This is a genomic window from Alkalibacterium olivapovliticus (assembly GCF_003003275.1).
Classification (GTDB): domain Bacteria; phylum Bacillota; class Bacilli; order Lactobacillales; family Carnobacteriaceae_A; genus Alkalibacterium; species Alkalibacterium olivapovliticum.
The window spans coordinates 109361-125960 of record NZ_PVTO01000002.1 but is presented as its reverse complement, the minus strand read 5'-3'; the positions used below and the strand labels follow the sequence as shown (position 1 = coordinate 125960).

The 16600-nt window shown below is 39.3% G+C and carries 14 protein-coding genes, 1 pseudogene and 1 other annotated feature; of the genes and pseudogenes, 14 read left to right on the top strand and 1 reads right to left on the bottom strand.

Annotated features, from left to right (window positions below):
- The first annotated feature begins 214 nt into the window (after positions 1–214).
- On the top strand, positions 215–820 hold the full coding sequence (gene rpsD / locus CLV38_RS01590; protein ID WP_106190617.1) for a 30S ribosomal protein S4: 606 nt from the start codon (positions 215–217) through the stop codon (positions 818–820).
- Positions 821–903: 83 nt separating this feature from the next.
- Here the strand turns inward: rpsD and CLV38_RS01585 are convergent, their stop codons facing one another.
- Positions 904–1365: a GAF domain-containing protein gene (locus CLV38_RS01585; protein ID WP_106190614.1), complete on the bottom strand. Its 462-nt coding sequence runs from the start codon at positions 1363–1365 to the stop codon at positions 904–906.
- Between the two features lie 131 nt (positions 1366–1496).
- On the opposite strand from CLV38_RS01585, the gene CLV38_RS01580 reads away from it, so the two are divergent.
- From CLV38_RS01580 to mreD, 13 genes and pseudogenes are all read left to right on the top strand, one after another.
- Positions 1497–3215, top strand: a complete 1719-nt coding sequence (locus CLV38_RS01580; protein ID WP_106190612.1) for a septation ring formation regulator EzrA — start codon at positions 1497–1499, stop codon at positions 3213–3215.
- A gap of 143 nt (positions 3216–3358) precedes the next feature.
- A complete protein-coding gene (locus CLV38_RS01575) occupies positions 3359–4495 on the top strand; it encodes a cysteine desulfurase family protein (RefSeq protein ID WP_106190609.1) in 1137 nt (378 codons plus the stop codon).
- A gap of 11 nt (positions 4496–4506) precedes the next feature.
- Entirely contained in the window at positions 4507–5724 is a 1218-nt protein-coding gene (thiI, locus tag CLV38_RS01570; RefSeq protein ID WP_106190607.1) for a tRNA uracil 4-sulfurtransferase ThiI, read from the top strand.
- A gap of 67 nt (positions 5725–5791) precedes the next feature.
- Positions 5792–6295: a thiol peroxidase gene (locus CLV38_RS01565; protein WP_106190605.1), complete on the top strand. Its 504-nt coding sequence runs from the start codon at positions 5792–5794 to the stop codon at positions 6293–6295.
- Positions 6296–6299: 4 nt separating this feature from the next.
- Positions 6300–6531 (top strand) — a binding site (T-box leader).
- A 54-nt stretch (positions 6532–6585) separates the two neighbouring features.
- Positions 6586–9240 (top strand): valine--tRNA ligase, encoded by a 2655-nt coding sequence (locus CLV38_RS01560; RefSeq protein ID WP_106190603.1) that lies wholly within the window; start codon positions 6586–6588, stop codon positions 9238–9240.
- Entirely contained in the window at positions 9237–9893 is a 657-nt protein-coding gene (locus tag CLV38_RS01555) for an HAD family hydrolase (RefSeq protein ID WP_106190600.1), read from the top strand. Before CLV38_RS01560 ends, CLV38_RS01555 begins: the two co-directional genes overlap by 4 nt.
- Positions 9894–9959: 66 nt before the next feature.
- On the top strand, positions 9960–10511 hold the full coding sequence (radC, locus tag CLV38_RS01550; RefSeq protein WP_106190597.1) for a RadC family protein: 552 nt from the start codon (positions 9960–9962) through the stop codon (positions 10509–10511).
- A gap of 743 nt (positions 10512–11254) precedes the next feature.
- The gene (ltrA, locus tag CLV38_RS01540; protein ID WP_106190819.1) at positions 11255–13153 is read left to right on the top strand and encodes a group II intron reverse transcriptase/maturase; all 1899 of its coding nucleotides are present in this window, start codon (positions 11255–11257) and stop codon (positions 13151–13153) included.
- A 129-nt stretch (positions 13154–13282) separates the two neighbouring features.
- A pseudogene (locus tag CLV38_RS01535) lies at positions 13283–13429 on the top strand (JAB domain-containing protein); the annotation flags it as partial.
- Between the two features lie 192 nt (positions 13430–13621).
- The gene (locus CLV38_RS01530) at positions 13622–13822 is read left to right on the top strand and encodes a cold-shock protein (protein ID WP_034302391.1); all 201 of its coding nucleotides are present in this window, start codon (positions 13622–13624) and stop codon (positions 13820–13822) included.
- A 217-nt stretch (positions 13823–14039) separates the two neighbouring features.
- Positions 14040–15050, top strand: coding sequence for a rod shape-determining protein (locus CLV38_RS01525; RefSeq protein WP_106190593.1), 1011 nt, complete (start codon positions 14040–14042; stop codon positions 15048–15050).
- A gap of 137 nt (positions 15051–15187) precedes the next feature.
- Positions 15188–16039 (top strand): rod shape-determining protein MreC, encoded by an 852-nt coding sequence (mreC, locus tag CLV38_RS01520; RefSeq protein WP_106190590.1) that lies wholly within the window; start codon positions 15188–15190, stop codon positions 16037–16039.
- Between the two features lies 1 nt (position 16040).
- Positions 16041–16598 (top strand): rod shape-determining protein MreD, encoded by a 558-nt coding sequence (gene mreD / locus CLV38_RS01515; protein WP_106190588.1) that lies wholly within the window; start codon positions 16041–16043, stop codon positions 16596–16598.
- The last annotated feature ends 2 nt before the right edge of the window (positions 16599–16600 follow it).

Below are 16600 nucleotides of genomic sequence, written 5' to 3'. Positions count from 1 at the left end.
TTGAATTTGTGTAAAATACCGCAGCAGGAAGTGGTAATCGCGTCAACAGTTCCTTGCCATATAAACGTATGAGCGCAATTGTGTAACCAGCGGCTGCATTGGTGAAGATTGAAAAGCAACTGCACGTACTACTGAACTTCCAAACGTTATTTTACTCCATAGTCATTCCGATTAAAAAGGGATGAAAAATCATATTTAATGGAGGAATTCAATAATGTCAAGATATACAGGACCATCATGGAAAAAATCAAGACGTTTAGGCATCTCTTTAACTGGAAGCGGTAAAGAATTAGCTCGACGTCCTTACGTACCGGGTCAACACGGACCGACTGGCCGTATCAAATTATCAGAATACGGATTACAACTTAAAGAGAAACAAAAACTGCGTTTCATGTATGGATTAAATGAACGTCAATTCTTCAATTTATTCAACAAAGCTGGTAAAATGCGTGAAGGTAAACACGGTGTTAACTTCATGGTCTTACTTGAACAACGTCTGGATAATATTGTTTACAGATTGGGTCTTGCGACTACTCGTCGTCAAGCTCGTCAATTAGTTAACCACGGCCACATCACTGTTAACGGTAAACGTGTTGATATTCCATCATTCAGCGTTTCTGTTGGAGATGTTGTTGGTGTTCGTGAAAAATCTAAAGATCTTAAGATCATCAAAGAATCAGTAGAATCTATTTTTGGTCGTCCTGACTTCGTGTCATTTGACGATGAAAAACTTGAAGGAACTCTTACACGCTTACCATTACGTGAAGAAATGCCTGCTGAAATCGATGAAGCCTTTATCGTTGAGTACTACAACAGATAATAGGAACATTAATTGCCTTTTGAATGGACTTAAACGAAAAGACCCTTATCACATTGTGATAAGGGTCTTTTCGTAGAGGGAACTTAAATGATTGCCTGCAGTAATACTGCTGCTAACTCTTCAAGGACTTCTTTATCTTTTTCAGAAAAGCGGTCTTTAACGGGTGCATCTATATCTAACACTCCTATTTTTTTCCCGTTCTTCACTAACGGTACTACAATCTCTGATTGACTGGCAGCATCGCAGGCGATGTGACCGGGGAATAGGTGGACATCAGGAACGATTATAGTCCGTTCCTCATTAAAGGCTGTTCCACACACACCTGATCCGTTTTTGATGCGAACACAGGCTACCTTTCCTTGAAAAGGACCGAGAACAAGCTCATCCTGTTCTTCATCCCATAAATAAAATCCTGCCCAGTTGATATCATCAAACTGTTCATTGATCAAAGCAGACGCATTACTCAAAATGGCTATTAAGTTAGGTTCATCTGCTATTAGTGCGTGTAATTGTTTGCTGATCATATAGTTTAGTTCCGTAGTCATCAAACTGTCCTCTCATGTTCATTATTATTTAATATAATTTGCTTGCTAGTATAACATAATTGATATAAGTTTGATATACTATATAAGAGAGAGATAGTTAAGCATACGCAACTATAGTTGGAGGGAAAAAAATGACAATTGAAGTTGTCGTAATATTAAGCATCATTATACTTGCGATCATTGTATATTTGACTACATATTACTTGAAAAAGACACACTATACTGACATTGATCGATTAGATAATAAGAAAAAAGAGGTATTGGATTTCTTGCCTTCGGATAAGTCTGAAAAGTTAAACAAAATGACAATAACCGGACAGTCTAAGGCGGCTGCTGATCTGGCTGTCAAAAAGGTGAACGAAATCGAACAGACAAGGCTGACCGAGGTAGAAGCCGTTTTGTTTGAAGCAGAACAGGCCACTGACCGTTACCGGTTCAAACAGGCAAGCACATACCAAGAGAAAGCCAATGCAGCTCTTTTAGAGATCGAGAATGATTCAAAAGAACTGATCAGTACAATCGATGAGCTTCTTCAGCGAGAAGAAGCAAACTTGAAAAAAGTGGATTTAATAAAAAAACGATACCACAAAATCAGGAAAGAATTACTGACAAGCAGTTTCACATTTGGAGACAGCATTAACAGCCTTGAAGATAAATTAGGCGAGGTAGAAAACAAATTCACGTCGTTCTCCGACTTGACTGCTTCGGGAGATCATGAAGAAGCCAAAGTAATAGTCAATAAACTGGATAAAGATATATCTGAAATGGAAGAACTGATGGCACGTATACCAAAAGTGATTAAACTGATCAATTCAGATTATGTTCAGCAAAAAGAAGAAATAGAAGAAGGGTATAGCACATTGATCGATCAAGGTTATCTATTCCCTGAAACAATCGGCATGGAAAAGGAAATGGATGCTTTAGATAATGAAATCAATCAGTTGAAGTCATATGTCGAACGTCTTGAGATTAAGGAAGCTGATCAGAAGATTGAAGATGTTGAACAACTGATCAATCAGCTTTATGATTATATGGAGGTCGAGATAGAAGCAAAAAGCAAGGTCACTAAATTAGTAAAAAAACTGAAGAAAATAGCCCTGCATATACACGATCAAAATAGAGAAATGAGCTTTGAAATCGACCGGATCAATCAGAGTTATACGCTTTATCAAAATGAAGAGCAGTCATTTAAGCAATTAAGAACCGCTCTGAATGAACAAAGCACACTGATCAATGACATTGAAACCAAATTGTCTAATAATAAAATACCGTATTCAACTGCGAACGACCTGCTTGAAGAGAGTTTTGAACAATTAGAAAAGATTTCCGATTCATTCAAGGAGTTATCTCAAAATCTTTACTCTTACCGTGAAAAAGAAATGGAAATCAAAACTGATATTGAAGAAATGGAATATGCCCTTAGAGAAATGAAACGCTACCTTGAGAGCAAACATCTTCCAGGTCTGCCAAAAGAGTATTTAAATTTATTTTTCTATACAACAGATCACTTAGAAAGCCTCTCTAAAGAACTGGCAAGACCAAGATTGAATTTGAAAGAAGTTATGGCACTGCATAAGATGTGTGAAGATGATATCGAAAATCTGGCAGAACAGACAGATTCAATTGTTGATAATGCATTACTGACTGAATTAACAAGTCAGAGGCTTTACCGTCACAGAGAAGAACATCCGGAGGTCATAGAAACAATCAAGTACAGTGAATTGCTGTTTCTTGAAGAATATGATTTCGAAACGGCACTTAAGATGGTTAGGGAAAAACTGGAGTCAATTGAGTCTGGAGCGTACCCGGAGTTGCTGGATAGCTATAAGAAAGACAAGTCTTACGATTAATATAATAGAACGCTGAAAGTCAGTCTAAGACTGGCTTTTTTAGCGGTTAAAAGAAGAAATACTAGAGATACGTTTTGCTCTCAATAGAAGTTTGTTATAATAAGAAAATGTGTAAAAGTCTATTATCGCAGAGAGGGTTTATTATGATCTATTTTGACAATGCAGCTACTACTGAATTAAATGAGTCTGTCCTTGATTCTTATCTGCAGGTCAGCAGAAAGTATTATGGAAATCCGTCCAGCTTGCACTCTAAAGGAGAAGAAGCAAACAGTCTTTTGAAACAATCAAGAAAGCAGATTGCCTCTCTCATGGCTGTCGAACCTGAAGAGATTTTCTTCACCAGTGGGGGAACAGAAGGCGACAATTGGGCAATTAAAGGAACTGCAATTGAAAAAGTCGAATTTGGGAAGCATATAATATCCACAGTAATCGAACACCCTGCAGTCATCAAATCTCTCGATCAACTGGAAAAGCTGGGATGGGATGTGACCTATCTGTCGGTTGATGCAGAGGGGCGAATAGATATAGAGGAACTGAAAGAATCCATTAGAAAAGATACGGTCCTTGTTTCGATCATGGCGGTGAATAATGAAATGGGCAGTATCCAGCCTTTAACTGAAATAGGGAAGGTACTGGAGGCCTACCCGACTATTCATTTTCATGTCGATGCTGTGCAGGCGGTTGGTAAACTTGATTTACACTTAGCAGAATCAAGAATCGATATTGCGGTATTCTCCGGTCATAAGTTTCATGCTCCTAAAGGCACTGGCTTTGTCTATCTGAAAAAAGGAAGACAGCTCGCGCCTCTCATGAGTGGTGGAGGACAGGAAAACGGGATGCGCAGTGGGACAGAGAATGTTCCGGGCAATGTAGCATTGGCTAAAGCACTTAGGATACTGCTGGATCAAAGTGCTGAAAAAAGAAGAGAGTTAAACAGACTGAAAAGGGAACTAACAGATTACTTGTCCATTTTTGATAAAGTAACATTATTTACTCCTGAAAATAGTGCCCCACATATAGTCTGTTTCGGTGTTCATAATATTCGAGGAGAAATCATTGTACATGCTCTGGAAAAAGTGGGCATATTCGTTTCGACGACTAGTGCCTGTTCGAGTAAACGGAAAACCAAAACGCCTACAGTACAGGATATGGGCTATTCAAAAAATGAAGCAGAGTCCGCAGTGAGAATCAGTCTGAGTCACTATAATACTCTGGAAGAAGTAGAACAGTTTAAAGACGTGTTTAATGCAGTGTATCATCAGATGAAAGAAATAGAGTGAAGGAGTCAAGCATGGAAATTACTGAAATACTGGTCAGATATGGCGAACTATCGACAAAGGGAAAAAATAGAAAGTACTTTATAAAAAAACTGCATGGCAATGTTCGATTGAAACTCACAGCCTTTAAAAAAATAAACATAGTAGCGAATAGAGATCGGCTCCACATCACGTTGAATGGTGAAAATGGAGAAGCAGTTATGGAAGAACTAAAAGACGTTTTCGGGATCAGTTCATTCTCTCCCGTAATCAGAGTGGATAAATCAGTTGAAGAAGCTAAGCATGCAGTGGTCCAGCTGATAAAGAAACAGTTCAAAGAAAATATGACATTCAGGATCAATACAAAACGGGCAGATCACGATTTCGAATATGACACGAATGATTTAAATCGTATTTTGGGAACAGAGGTTGAACGGGCTGTTCAGCCTATCTCGGTCAGGATGAAAGAACCGGATGTAGATGTACGCGTTGAAGTCCGTCTGGATGGTATTTTCATTTCGGTGGAGACACTGTCAGGGGCTGGAGGTCTTCCAGTTGGGACAGCGGGAAAAGGGATGCTGATGATGTCAGGCGGGATCGATTCGCCTGTAGCCGGGTATTTATCTCTGAAAAGAGGAATGGAGATAGAAGCCGTTCATTTTCATAGTCCACCGTATACCTCACCGCAGGCTTTACAGAAAGCTATAGACTTAACGTCCAAGCTGGCAAACTATTCTGGTGAGATCACTTTTATTGAAGTGCCTTTCACAGAAATACAGGAAGCTATCAAAAAACAGATACCTGAAGATTACGCCATGACCATCACTAGGCGAATGATGCTCAGAATAACGGATAAAATACGAGGAAAACGAAGCGGACTGGCCATTATGAATGGTGAATCGCTGGGACAAGTGGCTTCACAGACACTTGAAAGCATGCTGGCGATTAATGAAGTGACGTCAACACCGATTCTGCGTCCTCTTATATCAATGGACAAAACGGACATCATATCAGTTGCAAGAAAAATCGACACCTTTGATCTTGCCATACAGCCTTATGAGGATTGTTGTACTGTCTTCGCACCTGCCAAGCCAAAGACGAAACCCAAGTTAAAGAAAGTACTGGAGATGGAAGAGAGTCTGGCTATTGATCAGTTGATTTCAGACACCTTAAGTAGGCTGAAAATCCAGACAATCACCCGGCACGATAATTCAGAAAGCACCGACCAAACTACTTTTGATTCTTTATTTTAATGTTTTGGTTGCAATACGCTCCTTTGAAAAGTACACTATAGTTAACCTATAGGAAAGAAGGAATAGCATGGACGTTACATTAAAAGGCGAAAAATTCCAGACGAATGGGCAACCCCCTAAAGTAGGAGAAGACGCTCCTTCCTTTACTGTAAAGAATCTAGATGATCAGGATGTTAAGCTTTCTGAGTATATTGGTGATGTATTGATTATCAGTACAGTACCCGATATCGAAACAAGCACATGTTCAAGACAAACCAATAAGTTCAATGATGAAGCTAAGGAACTGACGGATACAAAAGTCATCTCTATTTCCACTAATACCCTTGATCAGCAAAGTGAATGGTCACAGTCAAAAGTGTTGTCATCTGATATACTGCATGACACTGATCGTACATTTGCAAAAGATTATGGCCTGTATATTGATGATTTGGATAAAATGGCTCGTACCGTTTTTGTTGTCAACCGTAAAGGTCAAATCGTTTACAGAGAAATCGTAGAAGAAATGTCTAAAGACCCGGATTACGAAGCGGCACTATCGGCAGCTCGTCATGAAGAAGCAGAATTAACTTAATAAACGACTAGTGAAGAACAAGAGGAGTAACGATTCGACTTATCCAAGAGAATGGGTGCCAGCTGAGAATCCCTGATAAGAAAAATCGTGAAGTAGCTTGTGAGCTATTATGGGGAATCAGAAAAGTACCTGTAATCGGATCAACGGACCGTTATAACTGTTACTGAGAGACGACTGTGCCTACACCGGTAGCGCAGTCGTAAAATAGGTGGTACCGCGAAGCATTCGTCCTAACAAATTTAGGAGGAATGCTTTTTTTATATAAAAAATTAAAAAAGAGGGGTAAAAAGATGGAAGAAATGAAGGATATGTCAAAGAAATACGACCCAACAGAAGTTGAAGAAGGAAGATATCAGAAATGGTTAGATAAAGACTTGTTTAAGCCAAGTGAATCCGGTGCAGAACCGTACTCAATCGTTATTCCGCCTCCGAACGTGACCGGAAAACTTCACTTAGGCCACGCATGGGATACAACGCTGCAGGATATCATCATCAGACAGAAACGCATGCAGGGGTACGATACATTATGGCTGCCGGGAATGGATCATGCTGGTATTGCTACACAGGCTAAAGTTGAAGAAAAACTGGCTCAGAATGGCATATCACGCCATGATCTTGGGAGAGAAAAATTCCTTGAAAAAGTGTGGGACTGGAAAGAAGAATATGCTGAAAACATCAGAGATCAATGGGCTAAAGTAGGTATTTCTGTCGACTATTCAAGAGAACGGTTTACTTTGGACGAAGGGCTTAATGAAGCAGTTAATAAAGTGTTTGTTGATCTATACAATAAAGGAATGATTTACCGAGGAGAGTACATCATCAACTGGGATCCTAAAGCACAGACTGCGCTCTCAGATATCGAAGTTGATCATAAGGAAGTTAATGGCGCTTTCTACCATATCCACTACCCAGTGATTGATGGGGAGGGGACAGTTGAGATAGCCACTACCAGACCTGAAACAATGCTAGGAGATACTGCTGTAGCGGTACACCCGGATGATGAACGCTACCAGCATTTAATAGGTAAAAAAGTTCTCCTTCCCATCATTAATAGAGAGCTTGAAGTGATCGCAGATGATTACGTAGATATGGAATTTGGGACAGGAGTCGTTAAAATTACTCCAGCACACGACCCTAATGACTTTGAAATCGGTAAACGTCATAATTTAGAACAAGTAAACGTGATGAATAATGACGGATCAATGAACCACCTGGCAGGTAAGTACGAAGGGATGGACCGTTTTGAAGCAAGAAAAGCGCTGGTGAAAGACCTGAAAGAAGATGGCTTGCTGATCAAGGTAGAAGAAATGCAGCACAGTGTAGGTCATTCTGAGCGAACAGGCGTCATAGTTGAACCGAGATTGTCCACACAGTGGTTCGTAAAAATGGACCAACTGTCGGACAAAGCACTGGCTAATCAGTTGACAGATGACAAAGTAAACTTTTTACCTGAACGATTTGAAAAAACATTCAACACCTGGATGGAAAATGTTCATGATTGGGTCATCTCCAGACAATTATGGTGGGGGCACAGGATACCAGCGTGGTATCATAAACAAACAGGTGAAGTGTATGTAGGTGAAACAGCTCCTGCTGATAGTGAAAACTGGGAGCAAGACAATGATGTACTGGATACGTGGTTCAGTTCAGCACTATGGCCTTTTTCTACAATGGGCTGGCCTGACGTTGAGAGCAGCGACTATAAAAAGTATTTCCCGACCAGTACGTTGGTAACAGGTTATGACATTATCTTTTTCTGGGTCAGTCGTATGATTTTCCAGAGTTTAGAATTCACTGGAAAAGCGCCATTTAAAAATGTCCTGATGCATGGACTGATCAGAGATGAACAGGGTAGAAAAATGAGCAAATCACTCGGTAACGGGATCGATCCGATGGATGTAATCGACAAGTATGGAGCAGATACTTTAAGATGGTTCCTGTCAAATGGGTCAGCACCTGGACAGGATGTTCGTTTCAGTTATGAAAAAATGGATGCATCATGGAATTTCATCAATAAAATCTGGAATGCAAGTCGATTCGTTATTATGAATGTCGGCGATTTTTCAATTGAAGAAAGTGATTTGACTAAAGAAAAATCAATCGCAGATAAGTGGATTCTGGCACGTTTAAATGAAACGATTACTCAAGTCACAGATTTGTTTGAACGCTTCGAATTTGGTGAAGCCGGAAGACAACTGTATAAATTTATATGGGATGACTATTGTGACTGGTATATTGAGATGACTAAAGAAGTGTTGACTCAGGGAACTGATGAACAGAAGCAGACCACGAAGTCTGTACTTATTCACGTCCTTGATCAGACATTGAAACTCCTTCACCCTATCATGCCTTTTGTAACTGAAGAAATTTGGGAACATATTCCTCATATAGGAGAATCATTAGTAAATGCCTCTTACCCAGAAGCAAATGAAGCCTTTGAAGATGAACAGGCAGTGAACAACATGGAAATGCTGATCGACCTGGTTCGCTCTGTAAGAACGATCCGTTCTGAAGCAAATAGACCCCTCTCTAAACCAATCGATTTGCTGATCAAAACTAAAAGCACGCAGGAAAAAGAGTTCCTTATAGAAAACCAGTCATTCCTGATTCGTTTCTGTAACCCGGACGAGCTGGTAATCGATACGGAAGTCACCGTGCCAAGTGAAGTGAAAACATCGGTCGTATCAGGAGCCGAAATTTTCATTCCCTTAGCCGGACTAGTTGACATCCAGGAAGAAATCGAGCGTCTTGAAAAAGAATTGACTAAATGGCAAAGTGAAATCGACCGTGTGGAGAAAAAATTGTCTAACGAACGATTCGTCAGCAATGCTCCAGATAAGATAGTTGAAGAAGAAAAAGCCAAAGAAAAAGATTATAAAGATAAGTATGAGTCAGTATCCAGACAACTTGAGAAAATGAAAACGATAAATGAGGGTAATGAATGACTAAACTGATTATTTTTGATATGGATGGGCTGATGTTTGACACAGAGCCCTTATATTACAAAGCGAATCAGCAGACTGCTGATAAAATAGGGATTCCTTTTGACTACTCTTTTTATGAAAAGTATATTGGTGCCAGCGAAAAGGATTTTTTCAGTGCCATGTATGATCACTTTGATGAATCAAAAGTAGACCAGTTCATTACAGACAGTGTAGAAGATCTGAAATCAGTACTGTTTTCGGCTCCACCCGTATTAAAAAAAGGGTTAGTCGATCTGTTAGACTTTTTAAAAGAGAATAAATACAAAACAGTTGTAGCCTCAAGTTCCGAAAAGAAAGTCGTGCTTGAGCTGCTGGAAAATGCTGGACTGACTCATTACTTTGATGGGGTGATTGGGGGAGATGAAGTCTCTCACTCAAAACCTCATCCGGAAATTTTTGAAAAGGCGCGCCAGCTGATCGATGGTCCGATATCAGATATATTAGTACTGGAAGATTCAATCAATGGAATCAAGGCAGCTAATGCAGCGAACTTTCCGGTCGTAATGGTTCCCGATCTAATCAAGCCAGATAGTCACATGAAGAAAATGACATTAGATATTTGCCATGATCTTCATGAAGTTCTTAACAAAATAAAAAGTGAGAAATTAATTTAAAAGGTAATGTTATAGAAGAGAAGGGGACTCCCTTTCTCTTCTTTTTTATAAGGAGGATTAGATAATATGCAGAATCAGAAATTTTCAGAAGTACCGACTCACTCAAGACCAAGGGAACGCATGGAGGAATTCGGACCATCTGCTTTAGCAAATCATGAACTACTGGCTATTTTACTCAGGACAGGAACACGCGATTACAATGTACTGCAGTTAAGCATGCAGGTATTTTCACACTTTGATGATTTGTACATGTTCAAGACGGCGTCACTTGAGGAGTTACTCACTATTCCTGGAATCGGAAAAGCGAAGGCAATCGAATTGCTCGCCTCTATCGAACTGGGGAAACGGATGGCTAAAACACCTCTACTTAAGGAAGGCGCGGTGACATCAAGTCAATACGTGGGGAAAATGCTGATGACGGAACTGAATGGACTTCAGCAGGAATTGGTAGTTGCTTTATTTCTGAATACAAAAAATGAGATTATAAAGAAGGAAACGATCTTTAAAGGATCACTCAATTCCAGTGTGGCGCATCCCAGAGAAATATATAAAGCTGCAATCAAATACTCATCAGCCCGTATCATCATTGCGCACAATCATCGTGTGACACGTTCGTAACTGAAAAGGTTACGCACACTGTCTGAAAGTCAAATGACTGGAAGAGAGTCGTGAACTCTTCGCTCGATAGGTAAAATGATAGGGTAACGCCTTGAAGTGCCTACTCTGATACTCCGACATGCAATATTCGAATGTGTATATGAATATTGTGTGAAGCTCGGTAAAGTCGGCTGAAAGTTGTCGTAGTGCTAATTTTAGTAACCGAAAGCTAACCAGAGGTGGTTGGTACAACTGATAGGTCGGGAGTCGTAAAAAGCTTAATATGGTGAGAATGTGGTAAAACACTGACGAACTAGCGAATGAAATGTCTGTAAGTGGCGAACACTCAGAAATGAGTGTGCTTGATGAAAGAGTCAAGTGCGTTCCGTGGGCGAGTACCTATGGTGGTTTCGAAAGCTCCATGCACCGTTAAAGGCGGTGGAGAGAACGTCAGGCAAGAGCTAGCACCTACGTTTAGATATGGATAGAGTGAAGGGAACGTGGAAAGCTATCGACATGGAGAGTACACACTCGATGAAGTGGTAGGGAGGAAAGGATTCATCCATAACTTCCTTTAACGGTAGTGAGAGTAGTGGCATGAGCGTTGAAGTTCTTGTAATGAGAACCGAGCAATAGCCACAAGTCGAATGTCTATCAAATATTTCAACTCAATCACCTCAAGGATTCTCGTATGACTAAAAAGGTCACGAGTCCAGTTTGGAGCGTGATAAACCTTGAAAGAAAATTATAAGAAAATCCCAAGAATGAAAAACACACGGTTACGCCATGCTGAATATTATGGAATGACCGAAAAGTTGGATAAGCTTTTTGCAGAAAGTGAAGAAAACAAAAAATTTACGAATCTAATGTCGATTATCACCTCAAACGACAACATTCTACTCGCTTACCGTAATATTAAGCGAAATAACGGGAGTGCTACGGCAGGGGAAGACAAAGTTACAATCAATGATATCGAAAAATTAAGTACCAACGATTTCATTGCCATTGTAAAGAAACGATTCGTGCATTATAATCCTCGAAAAGTAAAACGAGTGGAAATCCCAAAGCCTAATGGAAAAATTAGACCTCTTGGGATACCTTCTATGTGGGATAGAATAGCACAACAATGTATCTTGCAAGTTTTAGAACCGATATGTGAAGCTAAATTCTATAAATACAGTTTCGGTTTCCGACCAACCAAATCTGCCGAAAATGCGATTTCCGCTTGTGCAGGCCGAATAAACAATAACAAAATGCAATATGTTGTGGATGTTGATATTCAAGGTTTCTTTGATGAAGTAAAACATTCAAAACTGATGCAACAAATATGGACTATGGGCATCCGAGATAAACAGTTACTCGTTATTATTCGGAAAATGCTCAAAGCTCCAGTCGTCCTACCAGACGGTAAAATTGTTTATCCAACTAAGGGGACACCGCAAGGCGGTATACTTTCCCCCTTGCTAGCCAATATCAATCTGAATGAATTTGATTGGTGGATTGCTAACCAATGGGAAAGTAAAAAGTGTCGTAACATAAACGACTACCTTAATAAGAAAACGGGACTGTATAGCCATCAATATAGATATAATCAGCTACGTAAAACTTCTAAACTGAAAGAAATGTACATTGTCCGCTATGCTGATGACTTTAAAATTTTTACGACAACACGCTCCAACGCCGATAAAATATTTATGGCTAGTAGAATGTGGTTGGAAGAACGTTTAAATCTTCCGATTTCTGAAGAGAAATCTCAAATCACAAACCTGAAAAAGAAAAGCAGTGAATTTCTTGGGTTTGAACTGAAGATGGAACGAAAAGGAACCGACCGTTCTGGGCGGAAAAAGTTTGTCTGTCAGTCCTATATAGCAGAAAAAGCACGAACGAGGATTAAAAAGCAACTTAAAGACCAAATCAAACTTATGCAAAAAGCTCCAAGCGGAACTGAACTAATTAAAAACGTTCAAATCTACAACAGTATGGTAATTGGCATTCACAATTATTACCAAATTGCAACACAGGTAAACGATAGTCTGATGCCAGTACAATACCAACTGACGTTAGTTAAACGTAATAGGTTAAAACAGTTTTCGCTTAGGAAAACATCTAACTATTCAATCAAAGACAAAGGAATCAAGCCTTATTTAAAATCAAAAATGACCAGATATATTAATGGGTATCCCATTATACCAATTGGATTTGTCAAAACAAAAAATGCGTTAATGCCCAAAAATGGTGTAAATAAATTCACCAAAGAAGGACGGGAATTGATGCATCAGGAACAAAAAGCTGTCCCAGACTGGAAAGTGCAATGGATTAGAAAACACCCAGTCGCTAACGGACGAGCAACAGTTGAGTTTAATGACAATCGAATTTCACTTTTCATTGCTCAAAATGGAATGTGTGCGGTAACTGGGGAAGAATTAATTCTGACTGAAATGGACTGCCATCATAAGACATTGTGGAGTGTCACAAAAGACGACAGCTATTCCAACCTAGTATTGATAACTAGGGATGTCCATAGGCTAGTACATTCAACAGAAAATGATATTATCCAGAAATATATCAGGATACTAAATTTAAATAAGGAACAGTTGGGAAAACTGAACAAACTGCGTCTATTGGTTGGAAACAAAGTAATTGCAAACGGGGATTACAAATAATTAGACAAGATTGAGGTAAATGAAATAGATAGACAATCGATGGAACGCCGTGTGCGATGAAAGTTGCATGCACGGTGTGAAGCGGGGGAAAAAGTGGAGATAATTTCAAAACCTTACCTATCGCTATCATCTGGCAATCCAGAACCCTCTGAAGCGGATCTATCTTTTACTAAAAGAATGAGTGAAGCTGGGAAATTGATTGGAATTGAACTCTTGGATCATTTCATCATTGGGGAAGATTCTTACATCAGTTTGAAGGAAATGGGCGAGCTGTAATAATTTGTGCATTTATCTTCTTTTATATAAAAGCCGAGTTTATTTGCTTGCGCTATTGATTTCATCATGATAATATGTAATTAGCATTTTGTTAGGGGAAAGAAAGACGTAATGTGTAGTAACATTCCAATCCGTACCTATAGCAATAATGTGAAATATAAAGTGCAAAAGGCACGAGGAGGAATTTTTAACATGGAAAATGGTACAGTAAAATGGTTTAACGCAGAAAAAGGATTTGGATTTATCGAGCGCGAAGGTGCAGATGACGTATTTGTACATTTCTCAGCTATTAACGAAGAAGGATTCAAATCATTAGAAGAAGGACAAGCTGTTACTTTCGATATTGAAGAAGGCGCACGCGGACCTCAAGCTGCTAACGTAGAAAAAGCTTAATCAACTTTAAAATTAGTTTCGACCGAGTGAGCATGATGCTTACTCGGTTTTTTAATGCTTAAATGACAGTGTAACGAATCGTTGCAAATATTAAAATTAAAATAAAGTCAATAACAGATAGTGCATAATCTGTTTTAAAAAGGTACAATAGCATAATGAATACTATTCTATAGTAATTAAATTTGTAAGGTTTTAATTTTGAAAGGAGATTTTCCGAGTGTCTTGGTTTAGAAAAAAAAATATTGGAATTGATTTAGGTACAGCAAATACTAATGTGTATGTTGAAGGTAAAGGAATTGTTTTAGGAGAACCATCTGTAGTCGCTAAAGACAGACAGACTGATGAGGTCGTAGCAGTAGGTGTAAATGCCCAAAAAATGATTGGAAGAACACCAGGCAGTATAGTAGCCATCAGGCCGATGAAAGATGGTGTAATCGCTGATTTTGATACAACAGCTGCAATGATGGAATACTTCATAGGTAAATCGCTTGGGAAGAGAGCATCTAAACCTAACGTACTGGTCTGTGTACCTGGAGGCGGAACGGAAGTTGAGAAAAGAGCTATTATTGATGCGACAAGAATGGCAGGAGCAAAAGATGCTTATCTGATCGAAGAACCATTTGCAGCCGCTATTGGAGCTGGATTACCAGTAAATGAGCCTACCGGTAGTATGGTAGTGGACATTGGTGGTGGGACTACTGATGTCGCAACTATTTCTCTAGGTGGAATCGTCAGCAGTCGTACGATTAAAATGGCAGGCGATCAGATGGATCAGTCCATCATTCATTATATAAGAAACAAGTACAATCTGCTTATCGGAGAACGTACAGCTGAAGCCGTTAAAATCCAGTTGGGCAGTGCATCCTTTGAGTCATCTAAAACACTGGAAAATATGGATATTAGAGGAAGAGATTTACTGACTGGTCTCCCTAAAACGATATCTATTCCGGCTACAGATATTGCAGAAGCAATCAGAGAAGTGATAGATGCCATTATTATTGCTGTCAAATCCACTCTAGAGGATACATCACCAGAAATCTCTGCCGATGTTATTGATAGAGGAATCGTCCTGACTGGTGGAGGCACATTGCTGAATCACTTAAGTGATATCATTGCTGAAGCAACAGAGGTTCCGGTATTTGTAGCAAGCAATCCACTTGATTGTGTAGCTATAGGAACTGGTGAAGCATTGAACCATATAGACATGTATAAAAAACAATCTAGGTAAAATGGGCGGGAAGGCGACTTCCCGCTTATTTCATGAAATAATAGATCTTATTTCGACATATTCTTAGCGAACTGCCTCTACGATAGACGTAAAATGTATGGTAAAATAAGCGAAGTTAATTATAAGAGGTGTTTTAGTTGAACCAATTTTTTACTAATAAAAAAATGATTGTCCTACTGATCAGTGTCATTATGTTTGTGTCTTTAATTTCTCTTTCTATTAGAAGTGGAGACAGTATTCCTTTTCTGCAGCAAGCATCTAATGATATTACAGCTGTAATGGGACGTGTTTTTTCACGCCCTGCAAATGCATTGACTTCTGTGTTCGAATCAGTCAGTGATCTGCAGAATACTTATGAAGAAAATCAGAGATTAAAAACAGAGATAGATAAAATTTATGAGCGACAGGCAGAAATCAGTGTACTGAGAGATGAAAACATGAGGTTGGGTGAAGAACTGGAACTGCAGAATTCGCTAACGGAGTTCCAGACAATTTCAGGTACCGTGATTTCCCGCAGTCCCGACAACTGGGTAGATCAGATCATCGTTGACAGAGGAAGTCAGGATGGAGTAGAAGTTGGGATGCCTGTCATGTCTGGAAATGGTCTGATAGGTCGTATTTCAGAAGTGAATCCAACCAGTTCTAAAGTAGTTCTGCTGACTAACATAGAGCAGACAGCCAATCAGGTTTCATCTGAAATTATTTTGGATGAAGAAATCGTTTATGGGCTGATCAGTGGATATGATAACAGTGCCGAACACTTGGTCATGTCTCAGATCACTTCTACGATTGAAATAGACGAAGGTGAACTGATTACGACATCCGGCTTAGGAGGCGTTATTCCTAGAGGTTTAGTAATAGGAGAAGTAGAAGAGGTTACTATGGATGCGCACGGTTTAGCTCAGCAGGTACACGTTAGACCTGCAGCTGATTTTGAGAATATCAGATATGTAACGATTATCAACAGACTAGCGGGAAGTGGGGAATAATATGGAGCAATGGAAGAAAGTCATCATTCCGATTGTTTTACTATTCTTCTCACTTTTACTGGATGGACTGATTGTTTCTTTATTTTACGAGCAATTGTCTGTCTCATTTGGCTTTATGTCTCCACGATTGTTAGTTCTAGTGGTGATCATACTGGCCTTTTATTTAGAGCCCAGACATATGTACACTCTAACATTGGTTTTTGGCTTTATTTATGACAGTTATTTTTCGGGAATACTGGGTATATATATGGCTGGTTTAACATTAGTCGCTTACTTCGTTATTCAGCTGAGAAGAATTTTTGATGCTAATGTATTGATTATGATTCTAATGTCTGTCATTATGCTGACTTTTCTGGAATTTTTTGTCTTTGGCGTTCATAAAGGAATCGATTTGACCGCGTTAACGACCCAAGAATTTTTGGCGACACGTCTATCGGCATCATTACTGTTCAATACGATTAGTGCAATAGTACTTGTTTTTCCGATAAAACAGGCTATTCAGCTGATTCAATCCAAAAATAAAGAAAAATCAGATAAATCCAGAATCACTTATAGATAAAT